The organism is Streptomyces sp. NPDC058145 (assembly GCF_042884245.1).
Classification (GTDB): Bacteria; Actinomycetota; Actinomycetes; order Streptomycetales; family Streptomycetaceae; genus Streptomyces.
On sequence record NZ_JBHVUH010000002.1, the window covers coordinates 391,603 to 416,986 of the forward strand.

At 75.4% G+C, this 25,384-nt stretch carries 4 protein-coding genes; all 4 read right to left on the minus strand.

Translation table 11 applies throughout. From position 1 onward, the window contains the following. Positions 1-131 precede the first annotated feature (131 nt). Complete coding sequence (gene fabD / locus ACFVVO_RS05845) at positions 132-3,365, minus strand: ACP S-malonyltransferase (protein WP_390052027.1); 3,234 nt, start codon at positions 3,363-3,365, stop codon at positions 132-134. Next, positions 3,362-21,418, minus strand: a complete 18,057-nt coding sequence (locus tag ACFVVO_RS05850; RefSeq protein WP_390052029.1) for an amino acid adenylation domain-containing protein — start codon at positions 21,416-21,418, stop codon at positions 3,362-3,364. The genes fabD and ACFVVO_RS05850 overlap by 4 nt, the downstream gene beginning before the upstream one ends. A 136-nt stretch (positions 21,419-21,554) precedes the next feature. Then, complete coding sequence (locus tag ACFVVO_RS05855; RefSeq protein WP_390052031.1) at positions 21,555-24,203, minus strand: beta-ketoacyl synthase N-terminal-like domain-containing protein; 2,649 nt, start codon at positions 24,201-24,203, stop codon at positions 21,555-21,557. Between the two features lie 29 nt (positions 24,204-24,232). Next, complete coding sequence (locus tag ACFVVO_RS05860) at positions 24,233-25,366, minus strand: OzmP (RefSeq protein ID WP_390052033.1); 1,134 nt, start codon at positions 25,364-25,366, stop codon at positions 24,233-24,235. Positions 25,367-25,384 lie beyond the last annotated feature (18 nt).

Here is a 25,384-nt window from a genome sequence, read left to right on the forward strand (position 1 = left end):
CCTCTCGTCCGGCGCGCGGGTCGGTCGCCCCGGGCAGCGATCATAGGCACGCGCCGTCCCGGTGGGCGAAGCCGCCGAACGCTCCGGGCGGGCCGGGCGGGTGCGTGGTCCCCGCCCGGCCCGCCCCGGTGTCAGCCGGCCCGGTGGAAGGTGCTCAGCCGGGCGGTGAGGTGGGCGGCCGCGCCCTCCATCAGGGTGTCGGCGATCGCCTCCACCGTGCGGGCGGACCACGGCTGCAGACCGGTGCCCTCGACCACCTGGTTGAAGGCGCCCATGGCCGGCCCGCAGTGCACCAGGTAGTCCACCCGGTGCCGGTCGTCGCCGGTCACCGCGAGCCGGAGGCCACGGGTGAAGTAGGCCCGGAAGAACTCCGCCAGCTCCTGCTTCGGGTCCGCGCCGGGCGCCGCGGGCGCCGGGTGCGCGCCGCCCAGGTAGCGGTCGAGGATCTGGGTCATGGTCTCGTCGTCCAGCTCGGCCGCCGAGGTGTGCCGGCGCCACAGCTCGTGCAGCCGGGACGCCCGCGCCGGGAAGAACAGGCCCCGCTTGAGATAGCGGGCCCGCGTGCCGAACTCGAACAGCTCGCCCCACGGCGCCGTATCCACGTCGTACTCCCGCGCCGCCTGCAGGACGTCCTTCACCTCGGCGCTGGTGGCGGCCTCTGCGGAGCACTGGTTGACGGAGCCCGTCAGCACGAACTCCGCGCCGAGCAGGAACGCCGCCGCCACCGCCTCCGGGGTGCCGAGGCCGCCCGCGCAGCCCACGTGGACCCGGTGCCCGGACGCGGTGGTGGCCGCGTCGCGCAGCCGCAGCACGGCGGGGAGCAGGGTCAGCAGGTCGGCGGTGCTGGTCAGCCAGCCGCCGTCGGCCTCCACGCACAGGTCGTCCGCCATGGGGCGGCCGGCCGCCGCGCGCGCCTCCTCGGCGGTGACCTCGCCGGTCTCCACCAGCCGGGCGACCAGCCGCTCGGGCGGCGGGGCCAGGAACTCGGCGGCCACGTCGGTGCGGCTGACCTTGGCGATGATCCGGCCGCCCTTGAGCCGGAACCGCACCAGGGCCGGGGTGAGCAGCGGGAAACCGGAGGCCTCCACCAGGTCGATGCCGTGCCGCAGCAGCAGGTCCACCAGCGCCGACTCCTCCTGCGGGGCGCCGTGCCGGTAGAGCAGGTTGACGCCGAAGGCACCGCCGAGCCCCAGGTCGCCGGCCAGTTCCCGGAGCCTGCCGTCGACCTCCTCCAGGGTCAGTCCGCCGGTGCCGAGGAAGCCGAGCAGGCCCGCCTTCGAGGCCGCGCCCAGCATCTGGCGGCCCGAGATCCCGCCGTACAGCGAGCCCAGCAGGTAGGCACGGCGCAGGCCGTAGCGCTCCCGGAAGGTGGCGGCGCCCAGGGTGTCCGCGGTCACCGCGGCGGTGACCGGCGCGGTGAGCGGTGCCCCGGCGGCGGCCGCCGGGGGCGCGGCCGGGGTGCGCCGTTCGGGCGCGGACGGGACGGGGCGCGGGGTGGGGGCGGGCAGCGGCTCCGCGGTGTTCCTGATCTTCGCGACCAGGTTGGTCAGCACCCGGCCGGGTCCGATCTCGACGAAGTCGAAGTCGCCGTGGCCCATCAGCCGGCGCACCGTGTCGGTCCAGCGGACCGGCGAGACGATCTGCGCCGTCAGGGTCTCCTTGATCGCGTCGGGGTCGTACGGCTGCCCGTCCACGTTGGCCAGCACCGGCACCCCCGGCGCCCGCAGGGTGAACCCGTCGAGGAAGCGGGCGAACTCCTCGGCCGTACCGCGCATGTAGCGGGAGTGGAAGGGGGCGCTGACGTTGAGCCGCACCGCGCGGGCGCCCGCGGCCTCCACGGCGGCGCAGGCCGTCTCGACGGACTCGCGCGGGCCGGAGAGCACGAGCTGGTCGGGGGCGTTGTGGTTGGCGATGTCGACGTCCTCGATGCCCGCCTCGGCCAGGACCCGCGGCAGACCCGCCTCGTCCAGACCGACCACGGCCGCCATGCCGCCGCCACCGGCCTCGGCCATCAGCGCGCCGCGCCGCTGCACCAGGCGCAGCCCGGTCTCGAAGTCGAAGACACCGGCGGCGAACAGGGCCACGTACTCGCCGAGGCTGTGGCCGATCAGGTAGTCGGCCGGCACGGGGTCCTCGGCCTGCCGCTCCAGATGGCCGAGTGCGCTCACGGCGTAGAGCGCGGGCTGCGTGAACTGCGTCTGCCCCAGGCGCCGTTCGGGGTCGTCGACGCACAACTCGGCGAGGGAGTAGCCGAGCACACGGTCGGCCGTCGCGGTGTGCTCGGGGTACTTCTCGAACAGCTGCCGGCCCATGCCCCGCGCTTGAGACCCCTGGCCGGGGAAACCGTAGACCTTCATGCGATGTGCCTTCCTTGGTGTCTTCGGTCGGTTCCGTGTCGCCGGGGCGGCCAGTTCGCGGGCCTTGTCCAGCAGGCCCGGGTCGTGGCCGAACGGGCTGAGAAGGGCGAGCGACTTCGATCGCGTGCCCGCCGGGAGGTTGCCTCGGACGAAGTTGTGCAGGGTGCCCGAGGGGCCGAGGTCCAGGTAGAGGAAGTCGCCGCGGGCGCGCATCCGGTCCATGCTCCGCTGGAACTCGATGGGTCTGCGGGCCACCTGCCAGAAGTGCTCGGCGCTCGGCCGCTCGACCAACTCCCCGTCCACGCAGGACACCCAGGGCAGCTCCGGCGGGGCGAACTCGACCTCGTCCAGCGAGGCACGGCACTCGCCGAGCACCTCGTCCATCAGGCGGGAGTGGTAGGCGTACTCGACGGGGACACGCTGGTGCAGCACGTCGGCGCGGCGCAGTGCGGCCTCGGCCCGGTCGAGGTCGTCGTCCGTGCCGGCGACCACGAAGTGGCCCGGATAGTTGCGGGCGGCGATCTCGCAGGCCCGCAGCGCGGGCACCCGGTCCAGCACCCCGGGCCCGGCGAGCACGGCGAGCATGCCGCCGCGCGGGCCGGCCCCGAGTCCCTCGGCCTGGCGGACCAGCAGCCGCAGGCAGGTGTCGGGCGCGATGCTGCCGGAGACGGCGGCCGCGGCGTACTCGCCCAGGCTGGAGCCCAGCAGGTGGTCGGGCTCCACCCCGGCCGAGCGCAGGGTCTCGGCGAGGGCGAGCTCGATCATGACGATCGCCGGGTGGGTGAGCCGGGTGTCGGTGAAGGGGTCGTTGCGGCGCCGGCCCTGGTCGAACAGCCGGGCGAGCACGGACTCGCCCAGCTCCTCGGCCACGACGGCGTCGTGGCGGCGCAGGGCCGCGCGGAACACCTCGTTCTCGGCGAAGAGTTCCCGGCCCATCCCGTAGTACTGCGAGCCCTGCCCGGAGAACATGAAGACCACGGGCAGCGGTCCCGGGGCGGTGCCGCTCATCGGTACGTGTCCCAGAACAGGCCCGCCGTCGCGGACTCGGCGGCTGGAGCGGGCTCGGTGGGTGCCGCGGGCTCGATGGAGACCTCGGACCGGCCGCCGGCGCCCCGTACGACGACCCTGCGGTCGAGCGGGGGCTCGGGCAGCGGGGCGCGGGTGGCGCGGTGGTCCGCCGGGGCGGGCGAGAGCAGCAGGTGCGCGTTGGTGCCGCCGTCCGCGAAGCAGTTGAGCGCGGCGGCTTCGGCGGTGGCGGGCCAGGGGGCCGCCGCGCGCGGGAAGTACAGCGCGGAGGCGTCCAGGTCGAAGTGCGGCAGCGGCTCCTGTCCGGAGCGGAACGGGACCTGGGTGCGGTGGTGGAGCATCAGCACCACCTTGATGAACGCGGCGATGCCCTCGGCGGCCAGCGGGTGGCCGATGTTCGGCTTGACGGAGCCGAGGGCGACCGGGGCCGAGCGGGCCGCGGTGGTGCCGTAGACGCCGTCGATCGCCTTCAGTTCGAGCAGGTCGGTGACGGCGGCCCCGGTGGCGTTGGTCTCCACCCAGCCGACGTCCCCCGGGGCGTGGCCGCTGCGGGCGAGCGCCTCGGTCATCACGGCCTTCTGCGCCTGGAGGTTGGGGGTGGCCGGTCCCGCCGTACGGCCGTCGTTGTTGACGGCGATGCCGCGCAGCACCGCGAGCACCCGGTCGCCGGCGGCGCGGGCGGCGGCCAGCGGCTTGAGGACCACGACGCCGACGCCCTCGCCGAGGACGAGTCCGGCGGCCCTGCGGTCGAAGACGTGGAACTCCGGGCCCGGGTTGAGCAGTCCGCGCCGGCCGAAGACCTGGTGCGCCCGGTCGTCGGCGAGCAGGCTCACCCCGGCGACGACCGCAGCCTCCACCGAGCCGGACCGCAGCGCCTGCACGGCGGTGTCCATCGCGACCAGGGCGGAGGAACAGGCGGTGTCCACGACCAGGCTGGGGCCCTGGAAGTCGAAGAACTGCGAGACGTTCGCCGCCAGGTAGTTCTGTCCGGTCACCACGACCGGGTTCCTGGACCGCTCCAGCGCGCCCGGGTCGGGGGTGTGGGTGGCGCGGCCGCCGACGTACACGCCGATCCTGCGGCCCTTGAGGTCGGCGGGCCGGTAACCGGCATGGTGAACGGCGCTGTTGACCTCCTCGAGCAGCAGCAGCGCCTGCGGGTCCATGGCCGCCACGTCCGCCTCGGACAGCAGGAACGCCTCCGGGTCGAACCGCAGGACGCCGGGCAGCAGGCCGGCGTGGTGGCCGAGCGGGCGGCCGAAGCGCTCCTCGGGGACCGGCCGCAGCGCCGAGCGGCCCTCGCGCAGCAGCTCCCAGTAGGCGTCGGCGGAACCGGCGTCGGGGAAGCGGCAGGACAGGCCGACGACCGCGATGTCCGACGCCGTCGGCGCGGCGGGCGCGGGGGACGCCGGGGCGGGCGCCGGGGCGGTGTCCCGGTCGCGCGGGAAGCCGTTCGCGGGGGTGCCGGCCGGGGGCCCGGCCGGGGCGGGGCCCGGTGCGGGGGCGGATGCGGGTGCCGGCGTGGGTGCGGGCGTGGTCTCCTGCGTCGGAGTACCGAAGACGGTCAGGAGTTCCGTACGGTGCGCCTCGGCCAGGTGCCCGGCGAAGGCGTCGACGGTCGGGTGTTCGAGCAGCGCCGACGGGTCTACGGAGACGTCCAGGCGCTTGGCGACGGACTGGACCAGCTGGGAGACCATGATCGAGTCCATGCCGTAGTCCTGGACCGGTACGTCACCGGAGAGCCGGGCGCGGTCGAAGCGCAGCTCCTCGGCGAGCCGGTCGAGCAGCCAGGAGGCGGCCGCGTCGACCGCCGCACGCACCTGGCCGTCCCCGTCCGGCTCCTGGGCGAGCGCGGCGGGGGCCGTGGGGGCGGGCGCGGCGGGCGCCGTGGGGGCGGCCGGTGACGTGAGGGTGGCCGATGCGGGGTCGAGGCGGCGGGCGGTCAGGCGTCCGGGGTCGAAGCCGGCGTCCGGGCGCGGCACGACCGGCATGACCACCCTGGCGCCGCTGCCCAGCGCCCGCTCCAGCAGGGCGAGTCCCTGTTCGTCGGAGAGCGTCGCCAGCCCGGAGGCCCGGTAGGCGGCGCTGCGGGCCTCGCCCATGCCGGTGTCCTTCCAGCTCGGCCACTGCACGCTGACCAGCGGGAGCCCGTACGGGCGGTGCAGGGCGACCGCGTCCAGGTAGGCGTTGGCCATGGCGTAGTCGCTCTGGCCGACCGCGAGGGCCGGTACGGCGGCGGCGACGGAGGAGTACACGACGAACAGGCTCAGCGGCTCGTCCCGGAACACCTCCAGCAGGGCGTCGAGCCCGAACACCTTCGGGCCGAGGACACGGGCGACGCCGGAGTGCGGCTTGCGCACGAACGCCGGGTTCTCGAAGTCGGTGACGCCCGCGCTGTGCACCACGCCGCCGACCGGGCCGAGCCGCCCGCGGACGTCGGCGAGGGCCTTGGCGAGCGCCTCCCGCTCCTCCAGCGGCACCGCGAGGACCTCCAGTTCCACGCCCTGGCCCGCCAGTTCGGCCAGCGGGCGGAGCTTGCGGCCCAGGGGTCCGTCCTGGGCGATGTGCGTGGCCCACTCGGCACGCGGCGGCAGTTCCTCGCGTCCGGTGAGGACCAGCTTGCGCACCCCGTGCGCGGCGACGAAGTGACGTGCGGTCAGCAGTCCGATGCCGCGCGTGCCGCCGGTGACCCAGAGCACGTGGCCGGCCGGGAAGCGCGGCGCGGCGCCCGCCCCGCCAGGCTCCTCGGTGAGCCGGGCCAGGTGCCGGGTGCCGTCGCGGTAGGCGACCTCGGCGGGCTCGTCGTCGTGGCACAGCTCGTCGGCCACCCAGCGGCAGAGCCGCTCGTCGCCGGCCGCGCCGTCGATCTCCAGGTGGCGGGACCGGACGTGGCGGTACTCGCTCTGCAGCATCCGGTACAGGCCGATGCGGGCCGCGCCGCCGAGGCCGGGTGCGCCCTCGGGGGTGACGCGGGTGACCAGCAGCGCGCGCAGGTCGCGGCGGCCGCGGTCGACGAGGTGCTGCAGCCAGCGCAGCCAGGTGGGCAGCGTGGTGTGGTCGGGCGCCGGACCGGTGCCGGCGCAGCCCGCCAGGTCGACGACGGCGTCGAAGCGGTCCCAGCGGGTGCCGTCCGCGCCGAGTTCGGCGTCCAGCAGGTCGGTGGTGAGCACCTCGGCGGCCGGCAGGAGGGCGGCGAGCCGGGCGGCCAGTGCCTCGGTGCCGGGTGCGGCCAGCACGGCGGTCAGGCCCGGCTGTGCCGTGCGGGCGACGGGCGGGGCGGGCGTCCACCGCCGGGTGAGGAGCATGCCCCCGTCCGCGGGCGCGCCGGCGAGGGCGGCCAGTTCGGCGTCGGCGGCGGCCAGCCAGACCCGGTCCCCGTCGAAGGGGTAGCCGGGCAGTGCCACCCGGCCCGGGTTCCCTCCGTGGTGCAGGTCCGTCCACTCGACGGTCTGTCCCCGGGTCCAGGCGGCGGCCAGGGCGGCGGGGTCGGCGGGCAGCGGTGTGCCGGGGGCGGGGCGGCGCGGGTCGACCACGCCGGCCCAGCTGCCGGCGGGACTGCCACCGGCCGCGAACTCCTCCAGTCGTGCGACGAGTTCGGGCAGTTCCTCGAAGAGGACGGCGAGCCGGTGGGCCATGGCCTCCCGCCCGGTCTGCAGGGTCCAGGCGACCTGCTGGGCCGTCGCCCCGCCGGCCTCCGCGCGCAGGTGGGCGGCCAGGCGCCGGGCCTGCGCGAGCAGCCGGTCGGCGTCCCGGGCGGAGAGGACCGCCAGGTGCGGCCCGGCCGGGGCCGTCGGGGCGGGCGCGTCCGGGCCGAGGTGTTCCTGAAGGATGATGTGGGCGTTGGTGCCGCCCGCGCCGAAGGAGCTGACGCCCGCGGTCCGCGGCCGGACGGTGCCGTCCGCCGGCACCCGGCGCGGCCAGGGCGCCCGTTCGCGCTGGACCTCGAACGGGGTCGACGTGAAGTCGATGTTCGGGTTGAGGCGGTCGGCGTGCAGGGACGGGGCCAGCTCGCCGTGCCGCATCTGCAGCAGCACCTTGGTGATCGCGGCGATGCCGGCGGCCGACTCGGCGTGCCCGATGTTGGACTTGACCGAGCCGATGGGCAGCCGCTCGGGCAGGTCGCCCTCGAAGGCCCGCAGCATGCCGTTGACCTCGACCGGGTCGCCGAGCGCGGTTCCGGTGCCGTGCGCCTCGAGGTAGTCGAGGTCGGCGGGGCGCAGTCCGCCGCGCTCCAGCGCGGCCCGCACCAGGTCGCCCTGTGCCCGGGGGTTGGGGACGCTGTAACCGGCGCCCGCGCCACCGTGGTTGACGGCGGACGCCTTCACCACGGCGAGTACGCGGTCGCCGTCGGCGACGGCCGCGTCCAGGCGCTTGAGCAGTACGGCGCCGGAGCCCTCGGCCGGGACGTAGCCGGTGCCGCCCTCGCCGAAGCTGCGGCAGCGGCCGTCCTCCGCGAGGAACCCGCGCTGGGCGAGCTGGAGGAACTTCACCGGGTGGCTGGAGATGTTGACCCCGCCCGCCACCGCGACGTCGCAGTCGCCGTTGCGGATGGCCAGGCAGGCCTGGTGGATGGTGACCAGCGACGAGGAGCACATGGTGTCCAGGGCGACGCTGGGGCCGGTGAAGTCGAAGAAGTACGAGACCCGGTTCGCGACGGAGGCGTACGACGAGGAGGTCGCGAAGCCCTCGCCGCGCAGCGCGTCCCGCACGCCGTAGAGCTGGTAATGGCCGTACATCATGCCGACGAACACGCCGGTGCGCCCCCCGCGCAGTTGCTCGCGGGTGTAGCCGGCGTCCTCCAGCAGGTGCCAGACCGTCTCCAGGAACACCCTCTCCTGCGGGTCGGTGTGCTCGGCCTCGATCTGCGACATCCGGAAGAACAGCGGGTCGAAGCGGTCGGCACCGCGTACGAAGCCGCCCCACTTGCCGTAGGTCTTGCCGGTGGCCGACTTGTCCGGGTCGTAGAAGATGCCGTGGTCCCAGCGGTCGCCCGGGATCTCCTCGACGCTGTCGCGGCCGTCGCGCAGGTTCTGCCAGAACTCGGTGACGTCGCCGGCCTGGGGGTAGCGGCCGGCGACGCCGATGATGGCGATGTCGTCCGCGCCGCCGGTGGGCACTGCGGAGACCGTCACCGCCGCCGGGGCGGGCTGCGCGGTACCGGCGGCCGGCGGCTCGGTCCCGGGGACCGCCGGTACGGTCCCGGCGATCGCCGGTGCGGCGGTGGTGAAGGCGCCGGGGTGGGCGGTGGCGAGGTGTGCGGCCAGGTCGCGGACGGTGACGTGCTCGAAGAGCAGGGTCTTCGACAGCGGTCCGACCTGCTGTTCCAGGCCGCGGATGAGGCTCATGGTGATCAGGGAGTCCACTCCGTACCGGTCGAAGGGCTCGGTGACGGTGATGTCCGCCTCCGGCGTCTTCAGCTCCTGTGCCAGCAGCCGCAGGACCAGCCGTTCGGCCTCCTCGCGCGATCCGGCGCCGGCGGCGGAACCCGACTCGGCGTCGGCACCGGGCCGGGGTGCGGCCGGCGGGGCGGGCGGCGCGGCCGTGGGGCCGGACAGGGCGGTGAGGATGCGGGCCGGGTCGCCGGGGGCGAGCAGCAGGGCCGGCGCGGTGCCGGCGAGGGCCCGCTCCAGCGCGTCCAGGGCGGGACGGGTGGCCAGCGGGCGCATGCCGAGCACGCGGTCCATGTACTCCTCGGCCTTGGCGTCGACGCGCATACCGCCCTCGGACCACACCGGCCAGGCGGCGGAGAGGGTGCGGCCCCGGCGGGTGCCCGCCCGGCGCCGCTCCTCGCGGCGCTCGGCGAAGCGGTCGAGGAAGCCGCCCGCGAAGGCGTAGTCGGTCTGGCCGGCGTTGCCGAACGCGGCCGCGGCGGAGGAGTAGACGACGAAGTAGTCCAGCGGTTCCCCGGCGGTGGCCTCGTCCAGCAGGGTGGTCCCGCGCACCTTGGCGGCCAGCACGGCGTCCGCGTCGGCGCGTTCCTTGCCGCGCAGGAGCCCGTCGCGCAGCACACCGGCGGCGTGCAGGACACCGCTGACGTGACCGTACGCGCCGCGGGCTTCGGCGATCAGCGCGCGCACGTCCCCCGGGTCGGCGATGTCGGCGAGCACGACGCGGGCGCCGAGGGCGTCGACGCGGGCCCGCGTCGCGGCGCCGGGGGCGGTGCGGGCGGCGAGGACGATGCCGCCGGCGGTCACCCCGGCCGCGCGGCGGGCGGCGGCGATGTGCTCGGCGGCGAGCAGGCCGAGCGCGCCGGTTCCGCCGGTGACGATGTGCGCTCCGGCACCGGTGAACGCCGAGCCGGAGACGGCCGGCAGCGTGGTCCGGTGCCAGGAACGGCGCTCGGGACCGTCCGGCGTGAGCCGTGCCTCGGTCTCCGGGCCGCCCTCGGCGAGGAGTTCGGCGACGACGTCCCGGGCCGGGGTGCCGGACGCGACCGCGAGCACGCCGAAGGCGATGGCCGGGTGCTCCAGCCGGACCGAGCGCGCGAAGGCGGCCAGGGCCGGGTCGGCGGGCGACGCGGCAGGCTCCGGGTGGACGTGGAGATAGGTCAGCGCGTCACGCCGTTCGAGCTGCCAGGCCCGCAGGAAGGCCAGCGCGGTGTGGAAACCGGACTCCACCGCCGCCTCGCAGTCCGGCTCGCCGGCGGACAGGTGCAGGACGCGGACCGGGCCGGACCCCGCGGCGCGGACGGCCGCCGCGGCGTCGAAGCCCGGGCCCAGCGGGACCCGGCGCACCTCGGCGCCGGCCGCGCGCAGCGCCGCGCCGAGCCCGGCCTCGTCGGGCGTGGCCGCGGTGCCGCCGGCGGGCGTCAGCAGCAGGACCGTGCCGGCCGGGCCCGGCCGGCGCCGGGGCGCGGACTGCCACCCGGGTTCGAAGGCGGCCACGGTGCCGGTCGTGGGCAGCGCCCGCAGGGTGAAGGACTCCAGGGTGGCGACGGCCGTGCCGTGCTCGTCGAGCAGGGCCACGTCGAAGGAGAGTGATCCCTCGGGGGCCGGGCGCGCGGCCGGTGTGGCGTGGGCGAACACCCGCCGGGGCAGCGGGGCGTGGAGCCGGGCCGCGCCGAGCGAGAACGGCAGGTACGGCGCCGGGCCCGCGGGGTCGCTCGCGCCCGGTACCAGGCGGCCGGCCGTCTGCAGGGCGGCGTCGAGCAGCGCCGGGTGGAAGACGTACGCGCCGGCGTCGGCGTGCAGCGCTTCGGGCAGCACCAGGGTGGCCAGCACCTCGTCCGGGCCCTCGGCGATCTCCTCGATCACCCGGAAGGCGGGGCCGTAGGCGAAGCCGAGCCGGGTGAAGCCCGCGTAGCAGTCCTCCCCGGTGGCGACGCGGGGGCTGCGGGCGCGGATGCCGGCCAGGTCGACCGGAGCGGGCCGGGGGCCCGGTGCGTCGAGGCGGAGGGTGCCGGCGGCGTGCACCGGCGCGCCCGCGCCGTCACCGCACACCTCGAAGGAGTGGTGCGCGCCGTCACCGGTGACCCGGACGGTCAGCCGGTGCTCGGCCCGGCCCGCCGGGAGCCGCACCGGCGCGGCCCACACCAGGTCGTCCACCCCGCGTACGGGGGTGCCGGCGGCGGCGAGTTCACCGGCCAGGCGGCCCATCTCCAGGTAGGCCACGCCGGGCAGGACGCGCTCGCCGCCGACGACGTGGTCGCGCAGGAAGAACTCGTCCCCGGTCAGCGTCTTGGCGTACACGTGCTCGCCGGGGTTGGAGACGTCGGTGTCCAGGAGGGTGGGGTGCAGACGGGCGGGGGCGCCCGGACCGGCGGCGGTTTCCGGAGCGGCGGAGACGGCCGGCGCCACGGGCGCTGCGGCGGTGCCGGGAGTCGCCCAGTGGCGGGGCCCGGCGAAGGGGTAGGCCGGCAGGTGGACCCGGCGGCGGGCGCCCCGGTGGAGGGCGGACCAGTCGACGTCGGCGCCGCGCAGCCAGTCGGCGGCGAGGCCCCACAGGTCGCCGGGGCCGGCGGCCGGCATGCCGGGGCGGCCGTCCGCCGCCTGACCGGTGCGCACCGCCGAGGGCCGCCCGGCCAGGTGCGCCAGCAGTTCGGCGCGCAGCCCGGCGGCGCTGTCCGCGACGACGGCGAGCCGGTGCGCCATGGGTTCGCGGCCCGTCTGCAGGGTGTGGGCGAGATCGGCGGCCGGGACGTCGTGCCGCCCGAGGTGGTCGGCGAGCCGCTGGGCGGAGCGGCGCAGCGCCTCGCCGTCGCGGGTGGACAGCACGAAGAGCTGCTCGGCCGCGCTGTCGTCGCGGTCATCCGGCATGGGTGGTTCCTCCAGAACGATGTGCGCGTTGGCCCCGCCGAAGCCGAAGGAGCTGACGCCGCCGCGGCGCGGCTGCTCCGCTCCGGCGGCGTCCCGCGGACGCGGCCAGGGCCGGGCGGTGGCGGCGACCTCGAAGGGGCCGCCGTCGAGCTCCAGATAGGGGTTCCGCTCGCGGAAGTGCAGGCTGGCCGGGATCGTGCCGTGCCGCAGCGCGAGGACCACCTTGAACAGGCCGGCGATGCCGGCGGCGGCCTCCAGGTGGCCGATGTTGGTCTTCACCGAGCCGATGGCGCAGGGCCGCGCGGTCTCCGCGAGCCCCTGTTCGGCCCGGATCCGCCGGAACGCGGTGCTCAGGCCGGTGGTCTCGATCGGGTCGCCGAGCGCGGTGCCGGTGCCGTGTGCCTCGATGTAGCCGACGGTGTCCAGTGGTACCCCGGCGCCCCGGTAGGCGTCGACGAGCAGGTCGGCCTGGGCGTCGGGGTTGGGGGCGGTGAGCGAGGTGGTCCGGCCGCCGTGGTTGACGGCGGCGGCCTTGATCACGGCGTGCACGGCGTCGCCGTCCCGGCGGGCCAGGTCGTGGGACTTGAGCAGCACCACGCCCGCGCCCTCGCCGCGCACATAGCCGTCGGCGCGGCTGTCGAAGGCCTTGCAGCGGCCGTCGGGGCTGAGCATCTCGCCCTGGCTGAGCGCCTCGTACACACCGGGGGCCAGGATGAGGCTGACGCCGCCCGCGATGGCCAGGTCGCAGGTTCCGTCGCGCAGGGCGGCGCAGGCCTGGTGGACGGCCGTCAGTGAGCCGGAGCAGGCGGTGTCGACGGCGATGCTGGGGCCGCGCAGGTCCAGCAGGTACGACACCCGGTTGGGGATGACGGACAGCGCGGCGCCGGTGAGGGTGTGGCCCTCGGTGCCGCGTCCCGCGGCCCGCTGCACCTCCAGGTAGTCGGAGTTGGTGACGGCGACGAACACGCCGACGCGCTTCCCGGCCAGCTCGGACGGCCGGTACCCGGCGTCCTCGACGGCCGACCACACCGTCTCCAGCATCAACCGCTGCTGCGGGTCCATGAGTTCGGCCTCGCGGGGCGAGATGCCGAAGAACGCGGCGTCGAACCGGTCGACGCCGGGCGCGAAGCCGCCCCAGCGGGAACGGGAGCGCGGGTGGTCGCGCCAGTCCCAGCGGTCGGCGGGGATCTCGCCGACCAGGTCGTCCCCGGCGGCCAGATGCGCCCAGAACTCCTCCAGGTCGGCGGAGCCGGGCAGCCGGCCGGCCATCCCGATGACGGCGACGTCGGCGCCGGCCGGGGTGTGCCGCTCGCCGCCGGAGGTGTCCCGCGTGCCGGTGCCGGGCGCGCTCCGGTCCCGGCTCACGGCCGCCTCGCGCGCCTCGGAGTCGCCCGGGCCCGGCGTCCCGCTGCCGGTGCCTGCCGTGCCGAAGCGGGCCGGCAGCTCGTGGGCGTGCTCCCGCCACAGGTGCTCGGCGAGGGCGTGCAGGGTGCCCCGGCGGTAGAAGAGGGTCGGGTAGACGGTGATGCCGTACGTTTTGCGCAGCTCGGCGCTGAGCGCGGTGAAGCTCACCGAGTTCATGCCCGTCTCGCCGAGCGGGGTGTGCGAGCCGATGTCCTCGGGGCGCAGGCCGGTCAGGCCGGCGACCATGCGGGCCAGGTCGGCCTCGAGCTCCGCCCGGCCGCCCCCGGCGGCGGGCGGCGCGGCGGGTGCCGGTTCCCGCCGCGCGGGTCCGGCGCCGAAGCGGGCGCGCAGTTCGGGCAGCGGCAGGGCGGCGAGGGTGCCCCGGTCCACCTTCTCGTTGAGGGTGCGCGGGAACCCGGTGACGCGCAGCAGGGTCTCCGGGACCATGTGCTCGGGCAGCCAGGCGCCGAGCCGGTCACGGGTGGGTTCGGCCGCGCCGTCGTCGAGGACGTAGCAGGCGAGCAGGGTGTGCGAGCCCGCGGCGGCGCCCCGGGCCACGACGACCGCCTCGCGGACGCCGTCGACGCGGCGCAGGGTCGCCTCGATCTCCTCCAGCTCCACCCGGAAGCCGCGCACCTTGACCTGGGAGTCGATCCGGCCGAGGTACTCGATCCGGCCGTCCGCCAGGCGGCGCGCCAGGTCGCCCGTGCGGTACACACGGGCGTCGGGTCCGGCGCCGGACGGGTCGGGCAGGAAGCGCTCGGCGGTCAGTTCGGGCCGGCCGAGGTAGCCGTCGGCGACGCCGTGGCCGCCGATGTACAGCTCGCCGGCCACGCCGGTGGGGACGGGCCTGCGGGCGCCGTCCAGGACGTGCAGGACGGTGTTGGCGATGGGCGTGCCGATGGTGACGCGCTCGCCGGGGGCGAGGCGGCAGGCCGCGGACCAGATGGTGGTCTCGGTGGGCCCGTAGAGGTTCCACACCTCCTGGTTCCCGGCGAGCAGGGCCTCGGCGGTGCCGGCGGGCAGCGCCTCGCCGCCGCACAGCACCTTCAGCCGGGCCTCGCCCCGCCAGCCGGCCGCGAGCAGCATGCTCCACGTGGCCGGGGTGGCCTGGACGACGGTGGCCGCGCTCGCCTCCAGCGCCTCGCGCAGCCGCAGGCCGTCCCGGGCGTCCTCGGCCGGGAGGATCTCGACCGTCGCGCCGGTGATCAGCGGCAGGTACAGCTCGAGACCGGAGATGTCGAAGCAGACGGTGGTCAGGGCCAGCAGGGTGTCACCCGGTCCGCAGCCGGGTTCGCGGGCCATCGACCACAGGAAGTTGGTCAGGGCGCGGTGCGGGACGCACACGCCCTTGGGGCGGCCGGTGGACCCGGAGGTGTAGATGACGTACGCGGTGTCGGACGGGCCGGCCGGGCCCGGTGAGGGCAGGGCGGGCGGCTGTTCGGCGGTGTCGACGACGAGCCGTGGCACACCGCCCGGGTCGCCGGTCACGGACGAGTGGGTGAGCATCAGGTGGAGCTTGGCGTCCTCGGCCATGTAGGCGAGCCGGTCGCGCGGGTAGGCGGGGTCGAGCGGCACGTAGGTGCCGCCGGCCGCCTGGACGGCGAGCAGCGCCACCGGAAGACCGGCGTCGCGCGGCAGCAGGACGCCCACGGTGCGGCCGCGGCCGACGCCGGCCGCGGTGAGCCGGGCGGCGAGGGCGTCGACGCGTTCGGTGAGTTCGCGGTAGGTCAGTGCGGTGTCGCGGTGGCGGACGGCGGTGGCGTCGGGCCGTGCCTCGGCCTGCCGCCGTACGAGCTGCCAGACGAGGGTGTCCTCGGGGTAGTCGGCGGGTTCGGGCGCGGCGAGCAGGGCCCGTTCGGGGGCGGTGAGCAGGTCCAGTTCGCCGACGGCGGTGGCGGGCCGGTCGACGGCCGCGGCCAGCAGGGTGGCGAAGTGCTCGCCGAGCCGGGCCACGGTGGCCTCGTCGAACAGGTCGGGGTCGTACTTCAGGGTGTAGCGGCAGCCCTCGGCCTGCTCGACCACCTCCAGGGTGAGGTCGAACTCGCCCTCCTGGTGGACGCCTTCGACCGGGCCGAGGACGACTGCGTCCGCGGGGTCGCCGGTCCGGGCGGCGCGCGTCCAGTTCTGGAAGTAGAAGGCGACGTTGAACGGTGCGCCGGTCTCGGGGTCGGCCCGGCGCAGGTCCTCGGCGAGGGTGATCAGCGGGTAGGCGCTGTGGTCCAGGGCGTCCAGCACCGTCCGGTGGACGCGGCCGATGAGGCGGCGGAACTCCTCGCCGCCGTCGACGCGTTCGGCCAGCACGACCATGTTCATGAAGTAGCCGAGCACGTCGTCGTAGCCACTCGGCGGCCGGCCCGCGGTGGGGGTGCCCACGGCGATGTCGTCCTGGTCGGCGTAGCGGTGCAGCAGCGCGAACCAGGCCGCGAGGACCACGCCGAACAGCGAGGTCTGCTCCGCCGACGCCAGCGCGCGGGCCCGGTCCGTGACGTCCGCCGGGATGTGCCCGTCCAGGCTCGCCCCGCGGTGGCCGGGGACGGCCGGGCGGGGCCGGTCCAGCGGCAGCGGCACGGCGGTGCGGCGGCCGCGCAGCCGTTCGGTCCAGTAGGTGCGCAGCCGTGCGCCCTCGTCGCCGGCGAGCAGGTCGCGCTGCCAGGCGGCGAAGTCGGCGTAGCCGCGGGCGGGACGCTCCGGGTCCGGTGCCCGGCCGGCGCGGACCGCGCGGTAGCCGCGCTCCAGTTCGCGCAGCAGCAGGGCGATGGAGACGCCGTCGAAGACCGCGTGGTGGAAGGTGAGCAGCAGCGCGTTGCGGCCGTCGCCGAGGGTGTGGAGCGTGGCCCGCACCAGCGGTCCGGTGGGCAGTTCGAAGGGGCGGCGCAGCTCGGCGCGCATCCGCTCGCGCAGCTCGTCGTCGGTGACGGAGGTCAGGAAGACCTGCTGGAAGGGCAGTTCGGGTTCGGCCGCGACCCGGACGTACGGCGTGCCGTCGTCGCCGGTGCGGACGGTCGCGCGCAGTGCGTCGTGCCGGTCGACGATGTCCTGCAGGACGGTGCGCAGCGCGAGGACGTCGAGGTCGCGGTCGAGCCAGAGGGCGAGGGGCAGGTTGTACGCGTAGGTGCCGGGGGTGATCTGCTCGATCACCCACAGGGCGCGCTGGCCCTCGCTCGGCGGATGGACGCACTGCTCCGCGTCGGTCCTGGGCCGCAGGACGAGTTCGGCGGCCGCGGCGGCTCCCGGACCGGGGTCCTGGCGCCGTTGTCCGGCCCGGGCCGGTGCGGCGTCGGCCCGGGCGGGCTTCGGGGCGGCCGCGTCGGCCAGCCGGCCGGCGGTGAGGTGGGCGGTCAGCTCGCGCAGGGTGGGGCGTTCGAAGAAGTCACCGAGCGGCACGGCGACGCCGAACGTCTCGTCCACGGCGGCGACGATCTTCATGCCGCTGAGCGAGTCGAAGCCGTAGTCGGCCAGCTGCCGGTCGGCGTCGATCCGCTCGTCCAGCTTCAGTACGCGCTCGACGAGTTCCCGCAGCCGCTCCCCTACGCCGTCGGCGCCGCCGGAAGCCGGGCCGGCCGGTTCGGTGGCCGGAGCCGGAGCGGTCCGCGGCTCGGCGGGGCGGGACGGGGCCGGGGCGGTGGTCCGGGCGGCCGGGTCCGACGTGAGCACGACGCCGTCGCTCTCGGCGACCAGCACGGTCTGGCCCAGCGCCGGGTCGTCGGCGCCGAGGGCGGTGACGGGGGCGTAGCCCTCCTCGTGCAGCAGCCGCGTCCAGCCCGCGGGGGAGGCCAGCGGCGAGTCCGGCAGCCGCAGTTCGCCGTCCCCGAACGCCCACCAGCCCTCCAGGACACCGCCGCCGATGGTGAGCAGGGGCCGTACGGAGGTCAGCTCGTTGAGCACCAGCCAGCCGCCGGGGCGCAGCAGGGCCTTGGCCTTGCGCAGGGTGGCCCGCAGGTCGCTGGTGGCGTGCACGACGTTGGTGGCGAGCACCAGGTCGGCGGTGGCCGGGGTGAAGCCCTGTTCGGCCAGGCCGCGTTCGAGGTTGAGCACCTGGAAGCGGGCGAAGGGGTACTGCGCGGCGAAACGTTCGCGGCCGTGTTCCAGGAAGCGGGGCGAGATGTCGGTGAAGGTGTAGCCGACCCGGTCGGCGTGGCGTGCCAGGGCGGGCAGGACGCGTTCGCTGGTGGCGCCGGTGCCGGCGCCCAGCTCGACCACCTCGACGCGGCGGTCGGCGGGGAGTTGCGGCAGCGCTGCGTCGAGGAAGTGCCGGACGGTGTCGCGGACGAGGAGGTTGAAGGAGTCGGTGAGCGGGTTGCCCTTGTAGAAGTTCTGCACCAGCTTCATCGAGGAGCCGGGGAACATGATCTCGGTGGCGCCCACCTCGCCGCGCAGGATGCGCGGGTAGGCGTCGAGGAAGAGCCGGTTGAGGGTGACGGTGGGCTCGATGTCGGGGTGGGCGGCGGCGATCCGGTCGAACTCCGCCTCCCAGCGTCCGGCCGCCTCGGCCTGGTCCACGGTGTCGACCGCCGCGGTGGTGGTGATCCGGTCGCCGTCGCGGGTGAGGTAGCCGGCGTCCGTGAGGATGTTGAGCAGTGCCTCGTGCAGGCGGGCGAACCGGTCGAGGATGCCGAGGCGGGTGCGCAGTTCCCCGGCGCCGTGCCGTTCGCCGGAGCGCCGCAGGACACCCATGCGCTGGTAGACGCCGAGCAGCATGGGCGCGGAGACGGCCTCCAGCTCCTCGTATCCGGTGAGGACGCGGCGGGCGGCGGGGTCCGGGCCCGGTCCGGCCGCCAGGCTCGTGGCGGACCCGGCGAGGGTGGCGGGATGGCCGCCGGCCGCCAGTTCGCCGTCCAGGGCCGGGTCGTGGCCCATGGCCTCCAGGGCGCGCCGGCCGGCGCGGATCGGCATCGCCTGGGGCAGTCCGCTGCCGAGGACGCGGCGCACGGCGGCGATGCCTTCGGCGGGGCCGAAGTCGCGGATGCCGAGTCCGGCGAAGATCTCGGCGAGGCCCGGTCGCGCGCCCGAGCCGACCTGGCCCCAGTACCCCTGGTTGACGACGGTGACGGGGTGGGGCAGCCGGTCGCGCAGGAACAGGGCGTAGGCGTCCTCGGTGGCGGAGGCGCAGATGTAGGCGCCGTTGCCGGCGAAGCTGCCGAAGGAGCCGGCCGAGGAGAAGTAGGCCAGGAAGTCCAGCGGCCGGCCGGCGACGGCGGCCGCGAGTGCGGCGGCGCCGACGGTCTTGACCTGGATGGCGGCGGTGAACGCGGCCTCGTCCAGCTCGGCCAGCGGGTGGTTGTCGAAGGCCATGGCGGCGTGCACGACGCCGTGCAGGGCGCCGAACCGGCGGTGTGCCTCGTCGACGGCGGCGGTCAGGTCGGCCACGGAGCAGGCGTCGCCGGGGACGTGGGTGACGTCGCCGCCCAGGGCGCGGATCTCGTCGGCGACCGCGCGCTGTGCGGGGCCGGGCTCGTTCCGGCTGAACCAGACCAGCCGGGCCTGATGGTGCCGGGCGAGGTGGCGGCTGAGTTCCTGGGCTATGCCCCCGGTGCCGCCGACGAGCAGGTAGACGCCGCGATCGCGGAAGACGGGGCCGGGTTCGGGCAGGGTGACCCGGCCGAGGCGGCGGACGTAGCGGACTCCGCCGCGCAGGGCGACGGTGCGTCCCGCGGGGTCGGCGGGGAGGGCCAGCACGGCGTCCACGAGGGCTTCGGTGGCCCGGTCGCCGTCGAGGTCGGCGCCGGCGCAGTCCAGGGCGCTGACGCTCAGGTCGGGCCGTTCCTTGGCGACGACCTGGAGCAGTCCGTGCAGTCCGGCGGCGAAGGGGTTGGCGGCGGTGCTGCCCGCGACGGCGTGCACGTCGCTGGTGACCACGACGAGGCGGGTGGGGGCGAGGGCGCGCGCCAGGTGGAACAGGGACAGCGGGCCGTGCCGCAGGTGCTCGCGCGCCTGGCCGAGACCGACGGCGTCGGTGACGGCGGCGCCCGCCCCGCCGAGGTGGATCACCAGGTCGGCGCCCTCGGTGGCCTTCAGCCAGGCCTCCGGGGGCTGTTCGTCGAGCGCGACGAGGTCGACGCGGGCGAGCGGGTCGCGGGCCGCGACCGCCTCGCCGAGCCGCCGTGAGGCGGCGGTCACCAGGACCACGGTCCGGCCGGCTCGCGGCGCCGCCGGAGCGGCGGGGGCGGCCTCGCGCACCCACACCGGGCGGTAGAAGTCGGGGAGTTCCACGACGGGTTCGGGCGCGGGCTTCGCGGGGACGGCGGGCGGCCGGGGTATCCAGTACCGCTTGCGGGCGAAGGGGTAGGAGGGCAGCTCGGTCCGCCTGGCCGTCGCGGGGGTGATACGGGACCAGTCGACGTCGGCGCCCGCCACCCACCGCTCGGCGACCGCCGTCAAGTCCGGTTGTTCCAGGGCGCTTTCGAGCGCCTCGGCCTCGGCGCCGGTGAGGACGACCCGGGTGCGGGTGGCGCGGCCGGTGGTGATCCGGACGTCGGTCCCCCCGGCGGCGTACGCCTCCAGCGCGGCGGCCGCCTCGGACAACCGGCGGGCGGGCATGGCGAGGCGGAACTCATGGGCGGTGCGGCCCGCTTGGAGGGTGTGGGCGACGTCGGCGAGTCGCGGCGCGCCGGGCGCGGGCGCGGTGATCGGGGCCGGTCGCCGTACGGCCGCCACCGCGCCCGCGATGGCGCCGATGGTGGCCGCCGCGCCGAGGGCGGCGGGCGGTTCGCCGTCCAGTTCGGCGGCGAGCAGTTCGTGGTAGCGGGCGAGTTCGGTGACGGAGAACCCGCACTCGGCCAGGTCGGTGCCCAGGTCGAGGTGTTCGGCGGGCACGCCGATGGTGCGCGCGGCGAGGTCCAGGCACAGGCGCTGCGCCTCGGCGAGAGCCCTGTCGGGGTCCGCGTCCGGGGCCGGCCCGCCGGCGCGGCGCAGATGGGCGGCCAGGTCCGCGGCGCAGGCGCGCAGCCGGTCCTCGCTCTTGGCGGAGAGCACCAGCAACTGCTCGCCGTCCGGGGCGGCGGGCGCCTGATCGGCGGTGTCGGGCCGGTACTCCTCCACCAGGACGCAGGCGTTGGCGCCGCCTCCGCCGAAGGAACTGACCAGCGCGCGCAGCGGGGTGTCCGGCTCCGCGGGTGTCCAGGGGGCGAGGGCCTGCTGGATCTCGAAGGGCGTGCCGGAGAAGTCGATGCCGGGGTTGCGGCGGGCGGAGTTCAGCGACGGGGCCAGCGCGCGATGCCGCAGCTGGAGCAGCACCTTGGTCAGTCCGGCGATGCCGGCGGCGGACTCCAGATGACCGATGTTGGACTTCACGGAGCCGACGGCGACGGCCGGCCGCTCGGCGCCGGACCGGCCGCCGAACGCCTCGGCGAGGCCGGCGATCTCGATGGGGTCGCCGAGCGGGGTGCCGGTGCCGTGGGCCTCCACGTAGCCGACGGTGGCCGGCTCCACCCGGGCGCGCCGCAGCGCGCCGCGGATCACCTCGGCCTGCGCGGTGGCGCTGGGCACGGTGTAACCGCCGGTCTTGCCACCGGCGTTGATGGCGGACCCGCGGATGACGCCGAGCACGCGGTCCCCGTCGGCGACGGCGTCGGCGAGGGGCCGCAGCAGCACGGCGCCCACGCCCTCGCCGTCCACGAAGCCGTCGGCGCCGGCGCCGAAGCTCTTCAGCCGGTCGTCGTGGGAGATCATCCCGCGGTCCGCCAGCATGCGCAGGTGCATGGGGTGCAGGATCAGGTTGACCCCGCCGGCCACGGCGGCCCGGCACTCCCCCGCCCGGATGCTCTCGCAGGCCAGGTGGATCGCGGTGAGCGAGGCGGAGCAGGCGGTGTCGACGGCGAGGCTGGGGCCGGTGAAGTCGAAGGTGTAGGACACCCGGTTGGCGATCGACCAGTGGTTGGAGTGGGCGTCGGTGCGCACGCCGCGCGCGTTCGCCTCGCCGCCCATCCACTCGTAGTTGTTGTTCATGACGCCGACGAAGACGCCGACCGGGCCGCGTGCGGCGAGCCGGGCGGCCGGGTGGCCCGCGTCGTCCAGGACGGCCGCGGCGGTCTGCAGGAAGAGGCGTTCCTGCGGGTCCATGGCCTCGGCGTCGGCGGGCGAGATCTGGAAGAAGAGCGGGTCGAACTTGTCGACGTCGTCGATGAACCCCGCCCACTTGCTGTAGCTGCCGTGGGTCCCGGCGGGGTCGTAGTGCGTGTCGGCGTCCCAGCGGTCGGCGGGCACCTCGCGGATGCAGTGCCGGCCCGTCCGCAGGTTCTCCCACAGCTCGCCGACGGTGCCGGCCAGCGGGTAGCGGCCGGAGACGCCGACGATCGCCACGCCCTCGCCGGCCGCCGGGGTCTGGCCCGGGTCGCGGGCGGCCAGCAGGCTCAGCAGCAGCTTGCGCTTGTCGTCCACAGTTGCTCTCTCTCAGGTCTTCGATCGGCCGCCGCGGGCCGGGAGTTCACCGCCGGGAGGCGGGCCGGCCGGGGCCGTGGCCGGCCCCGGTCGGTTGAGGTGGCGGCCGGTGCGGGACGTCCGGGGCCGCCGGGGGTCAGGCCGGGTCCGTGGCGCGGGCCGCGGCCCGCTGGGCGCGCCGGGAGACCCGGGCCGGTTCGGCCGGCGCGGCCGGCGCGCCGCCGGGGGCCGGGGCGAGGCCCATCAGCTCGGCGAGGTTGCCGACGAAGGAACGGATGGTGGGGAACTCGACGAAGGCCGTGGCCGGGACATCGAAGTCGAGTTGCTCGCCGAGCTTGGCGACGACCTCGATCAGGACCAGCGAGTCCAGGCCCAGGTCGAAGAGGTTGATGTCGAGGGCAGCGCGGTCGCGGCCGCCGAGCACCTTGCCGATCTCCCCGGTGAGGTAGTCGGTGACGAGCCGCACGTTGTGCTCGGGGTCGGCCGGGTCGAGCCGGTGCAGCAGCCGGTCGTCGTCCTGGCCGGCCCGTGCGGCGGGGCCGTGACTGCCGGGCTCCACCCAGTGGCGGCGCCGTTCGAAGGGCTGGGTGGGCAGCGGTACCCGGTGGACGTCCCGGTCGCCGTGGACGGCCGCGAAGTCGAGGGCGGCGCCCCGCGCCCATGCCTGGGCGGCGACGGTGAGCAGATGGGCGTGGCCGGCCGGGGCCCCGTCCGACGGGGTGAGCGGGAGGGCGAAGCCGCCGGTGTCCGCGAGCAGCGCGTCCAGTGTGTCGAGGGAGGCCCGGCCGGTCCAGGTCACCGGGTCGCGGGCCTCGTCCTCGGTCATCCAGCGGCCGGTGCGCGCGCTGAGCACGGGCAGCCGGGGCGCCTGCGCGCGCTCCGGCGGGGTGCCGGTGGCGAGGGCGAGGGCGGCGGCTAGCGGGAGCGCCCCGGACAGGGCCGCGGCGGCGGCCGTTCCGGTACCGGTCGCGGCGAGACCGGTCGGGGTGAGGCCCCAGGCGGTCAGGGCGGTGGCGAGGGCGTACTCGTGGGCGAACGCCGCGTGCGGGTCGTCGCCGGCGAGCAGGTCCTCGGTGCGGCCGGCCCGGCCGAGGGCGGCGGCGCAGGCGTCGGCGGCGTCCCGGTAGGCGGGCACCGCGCCGTACAGCCCGGCGGTGTCCGCCGCGTCGGCGCCGGTGCCGGTGAGGACCAGCACGGCGCCGGTCTCGCCGGGCCCGGCGACGCCCTGCCGGGTGCGCGCCTCGTCGCCGAGGGCGAGGGCCATGGCGGCCTCGCGGGTGCCGCGGGCGACCACGGCGAGCCGGTGCGGATGAGCCCGGCGGCCGAGCCCGAGGGTCTGGGCGACGGCGCTGAGGTCGAGGCCGGGGCGGGCCCTGAGGTGGCGGGCGAGCGCTCCGGCGGACTGCTTCAGGGAGTTCGCGGAGCGGGCGGAGAGCACCAGCAGCTCCGGGTCGCGGCCCGGGTCCGTCTCGGTGCGGGCCGGCGGCTCCTCCAGGACGACGTGGGCGTTGGTGCCGCCGATGCCGAAGGAGCTGACGCCCGCCCGCAGCGGGTGGTCGCCCTCGGCCTTCCAGTCGGTGGTGCCGGTGTTGACGTAGAAGGGGCTCGTGGCGAAGTCGATCTCGGGGTTGGGCCGGGTGTAGTGCAGGCTCGGCACCAGCGTGCGGTGTTCCAGCATCAGCGCGGCCTTGATCAGGCCCGCCATCCCGGCCGCGGTGTCGAGGTGGCCGATGTTGGTCTTCACCGAGCCGAGCGCGCAGTACCCGGTGCGCTCCGCGCCGCCCTGCCGGAACGCCTCGGTGAGCGCGGCGACCTCGATCGGGTCGCCGAGCGGGGTGCCGGTGCCGTGCGCCTCGACGTAGCCGATGCTCCCGGGGTCGACGTCGGCGACGTCCTGGGCGTCGGCGATGACCTCGGCCTGCCCGGCGATGCTGGGCGCGGTGTAACCGGTCTTGGCGGAACCGTCGTTGTTGACGGCGGAGCCCTTCACGACGGCGTGGATCCAGTCGCCGTCGGCGAGCGCCTCGGAGAGCCGCTTGAGGACGACGACGCCGGCGCCGCTGCCGATGACGGTGCCCCGGGCCTCGGCGTCGAAGGCGCGGCAGTGGCCGTCGGGAGAGAAGATCATGCCGTCCTGGTACTGGTAGCCCTGGCGCGGCGGGGCGAGGTGCACGGCGCCGACGAGGGCCATGTCGCACTCGCCGCCGAGCAGGGCGAGGCACGCGGTGTGCACGGCCACCAGGGAGGTGGAGCAGGCGGTGTTGACGCTCATGCTGGGGCCGCGCAGGTCGAGCTTGTAGGACACTCGGGTGGCCAGGAAGTCCTTGTCGTTGGCGAGCATCAGCCGGTAGTGGTCGACGGTGGACGCGGCCCGGTAGCGCTCGCCGAGGTTGTGCAGCAGGTAGGTGTTGAGGCCGGCGCCCGCGTAGACGCCGATGTGCCCGTCGGTGCGCCCGGGGTCGTATCCGGCCCGCTGCAGGGCCTCCAGGGCGCACTCCAGGAAGACGCGGTGCTGGGGGTCGAGGATCTCGGCCTCGTCGTGGGTGAACTGGAACAGCTCGGAGTCGAACAGGTCCGTGCCGTCGACGGTCTGGGCGGCCCGGACGTAGCGGGGGTCGGCCAGCCGTTCGGCGGGGACGCCGGCGGCGAGCAGTTCCTCGTCGGTGTAGCGGGTCAGGGTCTCGCGGCCCTCGCTGAGCACGTCCCAGAACCGCTCGACGGAGTCCGCGCCCGGGAACCGGCAGGCCATGCCGACGATGGCGACGTCGGAGTCGGAAGGGGTCATGGTGGTTGTCTCCTGTTGCTGCTGGTTTCTCAGCCGAGCTGTATGCCGAGGTCCGCGGCGACGGACCGCATGTCGAGGAAGCTCCTGGCGACGAAACGGGCGGCGTCCTCGCCGGCGTCCATGCGCTGGAACAGGTCGATCAGGGTGCGTTCGTGCTCGTCGCGGTCGCCCTCGCCGGCGGCGATCTCCCGGACCACCGTGCCGAGCCGCTCCTCGACGTCCGCGAGGTCGAGCGAGCGGGGGAACTTGATGCTGAAGGTGTTCCGGTCGTAGGAGGCGTTGCGCTTGACGGACCGGACGTGGCTGGCCGCGTTGAGCTTGTAGAACATGCAGTCGAAGTTCTTGAACGAGTAGTAGTTCAGGAGCGGGAAGAGCGTGCAGTGGGTCTCCATCGGCGAGGACTCGTACAGGCCCTTGGCGCGCAGTTCCTCGACGATGCGGTCGGGGTCGTAGTCGTGGCGCATCGCGATGAACGGGAAGACGATCTTCGGCAGGTTCTCGTCGTCGTCGAAGAGCAGTTCCTCGAGCTGTCCGCCGAAGAGGGTGTCGGTGAGCCGCTCGCCGAACGTCTTGTAGAAGTCGCGGACGATCTCGCGGACGTTGGACTCCATGGTGAGGATCTGCTGCGGGTCGGCGCACAGCGCGATGTAGGGGATCTTCTGCCGGTAGGCCATGAGGATCGCGCGGAGCACGAAGAAGGTGCGGCAGGAGACACAGGGCAGCTTCTCGTCGAGGTAGTTGCCCGGCTTCTTGGGCGCGGGGCGGTTGAACACCTCCCGCATCATCAGCTTGATGTTGTCGTCGTCGGCGTCGAGGACGAACGTCGCCGGGATCTTCTCCCGGGCGAGCGCGATGTTCTGCGCGGCGTGCACGCTCTCGAAGGGCACGTCGAAGGTGAAGGCCAGCACCCGCTTGCTGTACTCGTTGGCGAACTTGTCCAGCATGTACGTGCTGTCCTTGCCACCGCTGTACATGAACAGGCAGTCGTACTCACCCGGTCCGGCCTTCGCCTGCTGGAACTCGGTGAACACCTCGCTGGTGTAGCGGTAGTTGACGAGGAGGTCGGAGGCGAAGTCCAGGTTGCACAGGTTGCACACCCCCTGGTCGTCGAGCACCACCCCCGGGTGGTCGGCCTTGAGCGAGCAGACGGTGCAACTGGACACGGAACCCCCTGTGGAACC

What these genes read in the sequence shown, in the direction of transcription:
- fabD (WP_390052027.1), bottom strand. Translation starts at nt 3,365, where the DNA reads ATGAGCGGCACCGCCCCGGGACCGCTGCCCGTGGTCTTCATGTTCTCC.
- ACFVVO_RS05855 (WP_390052031.1), bottom strand. Translation starts at nt 24,203, where the DNA reads ATGACCCCTTCCGACTCCGACGTCGCCATCGTCGGCATGGCCTGCCGG.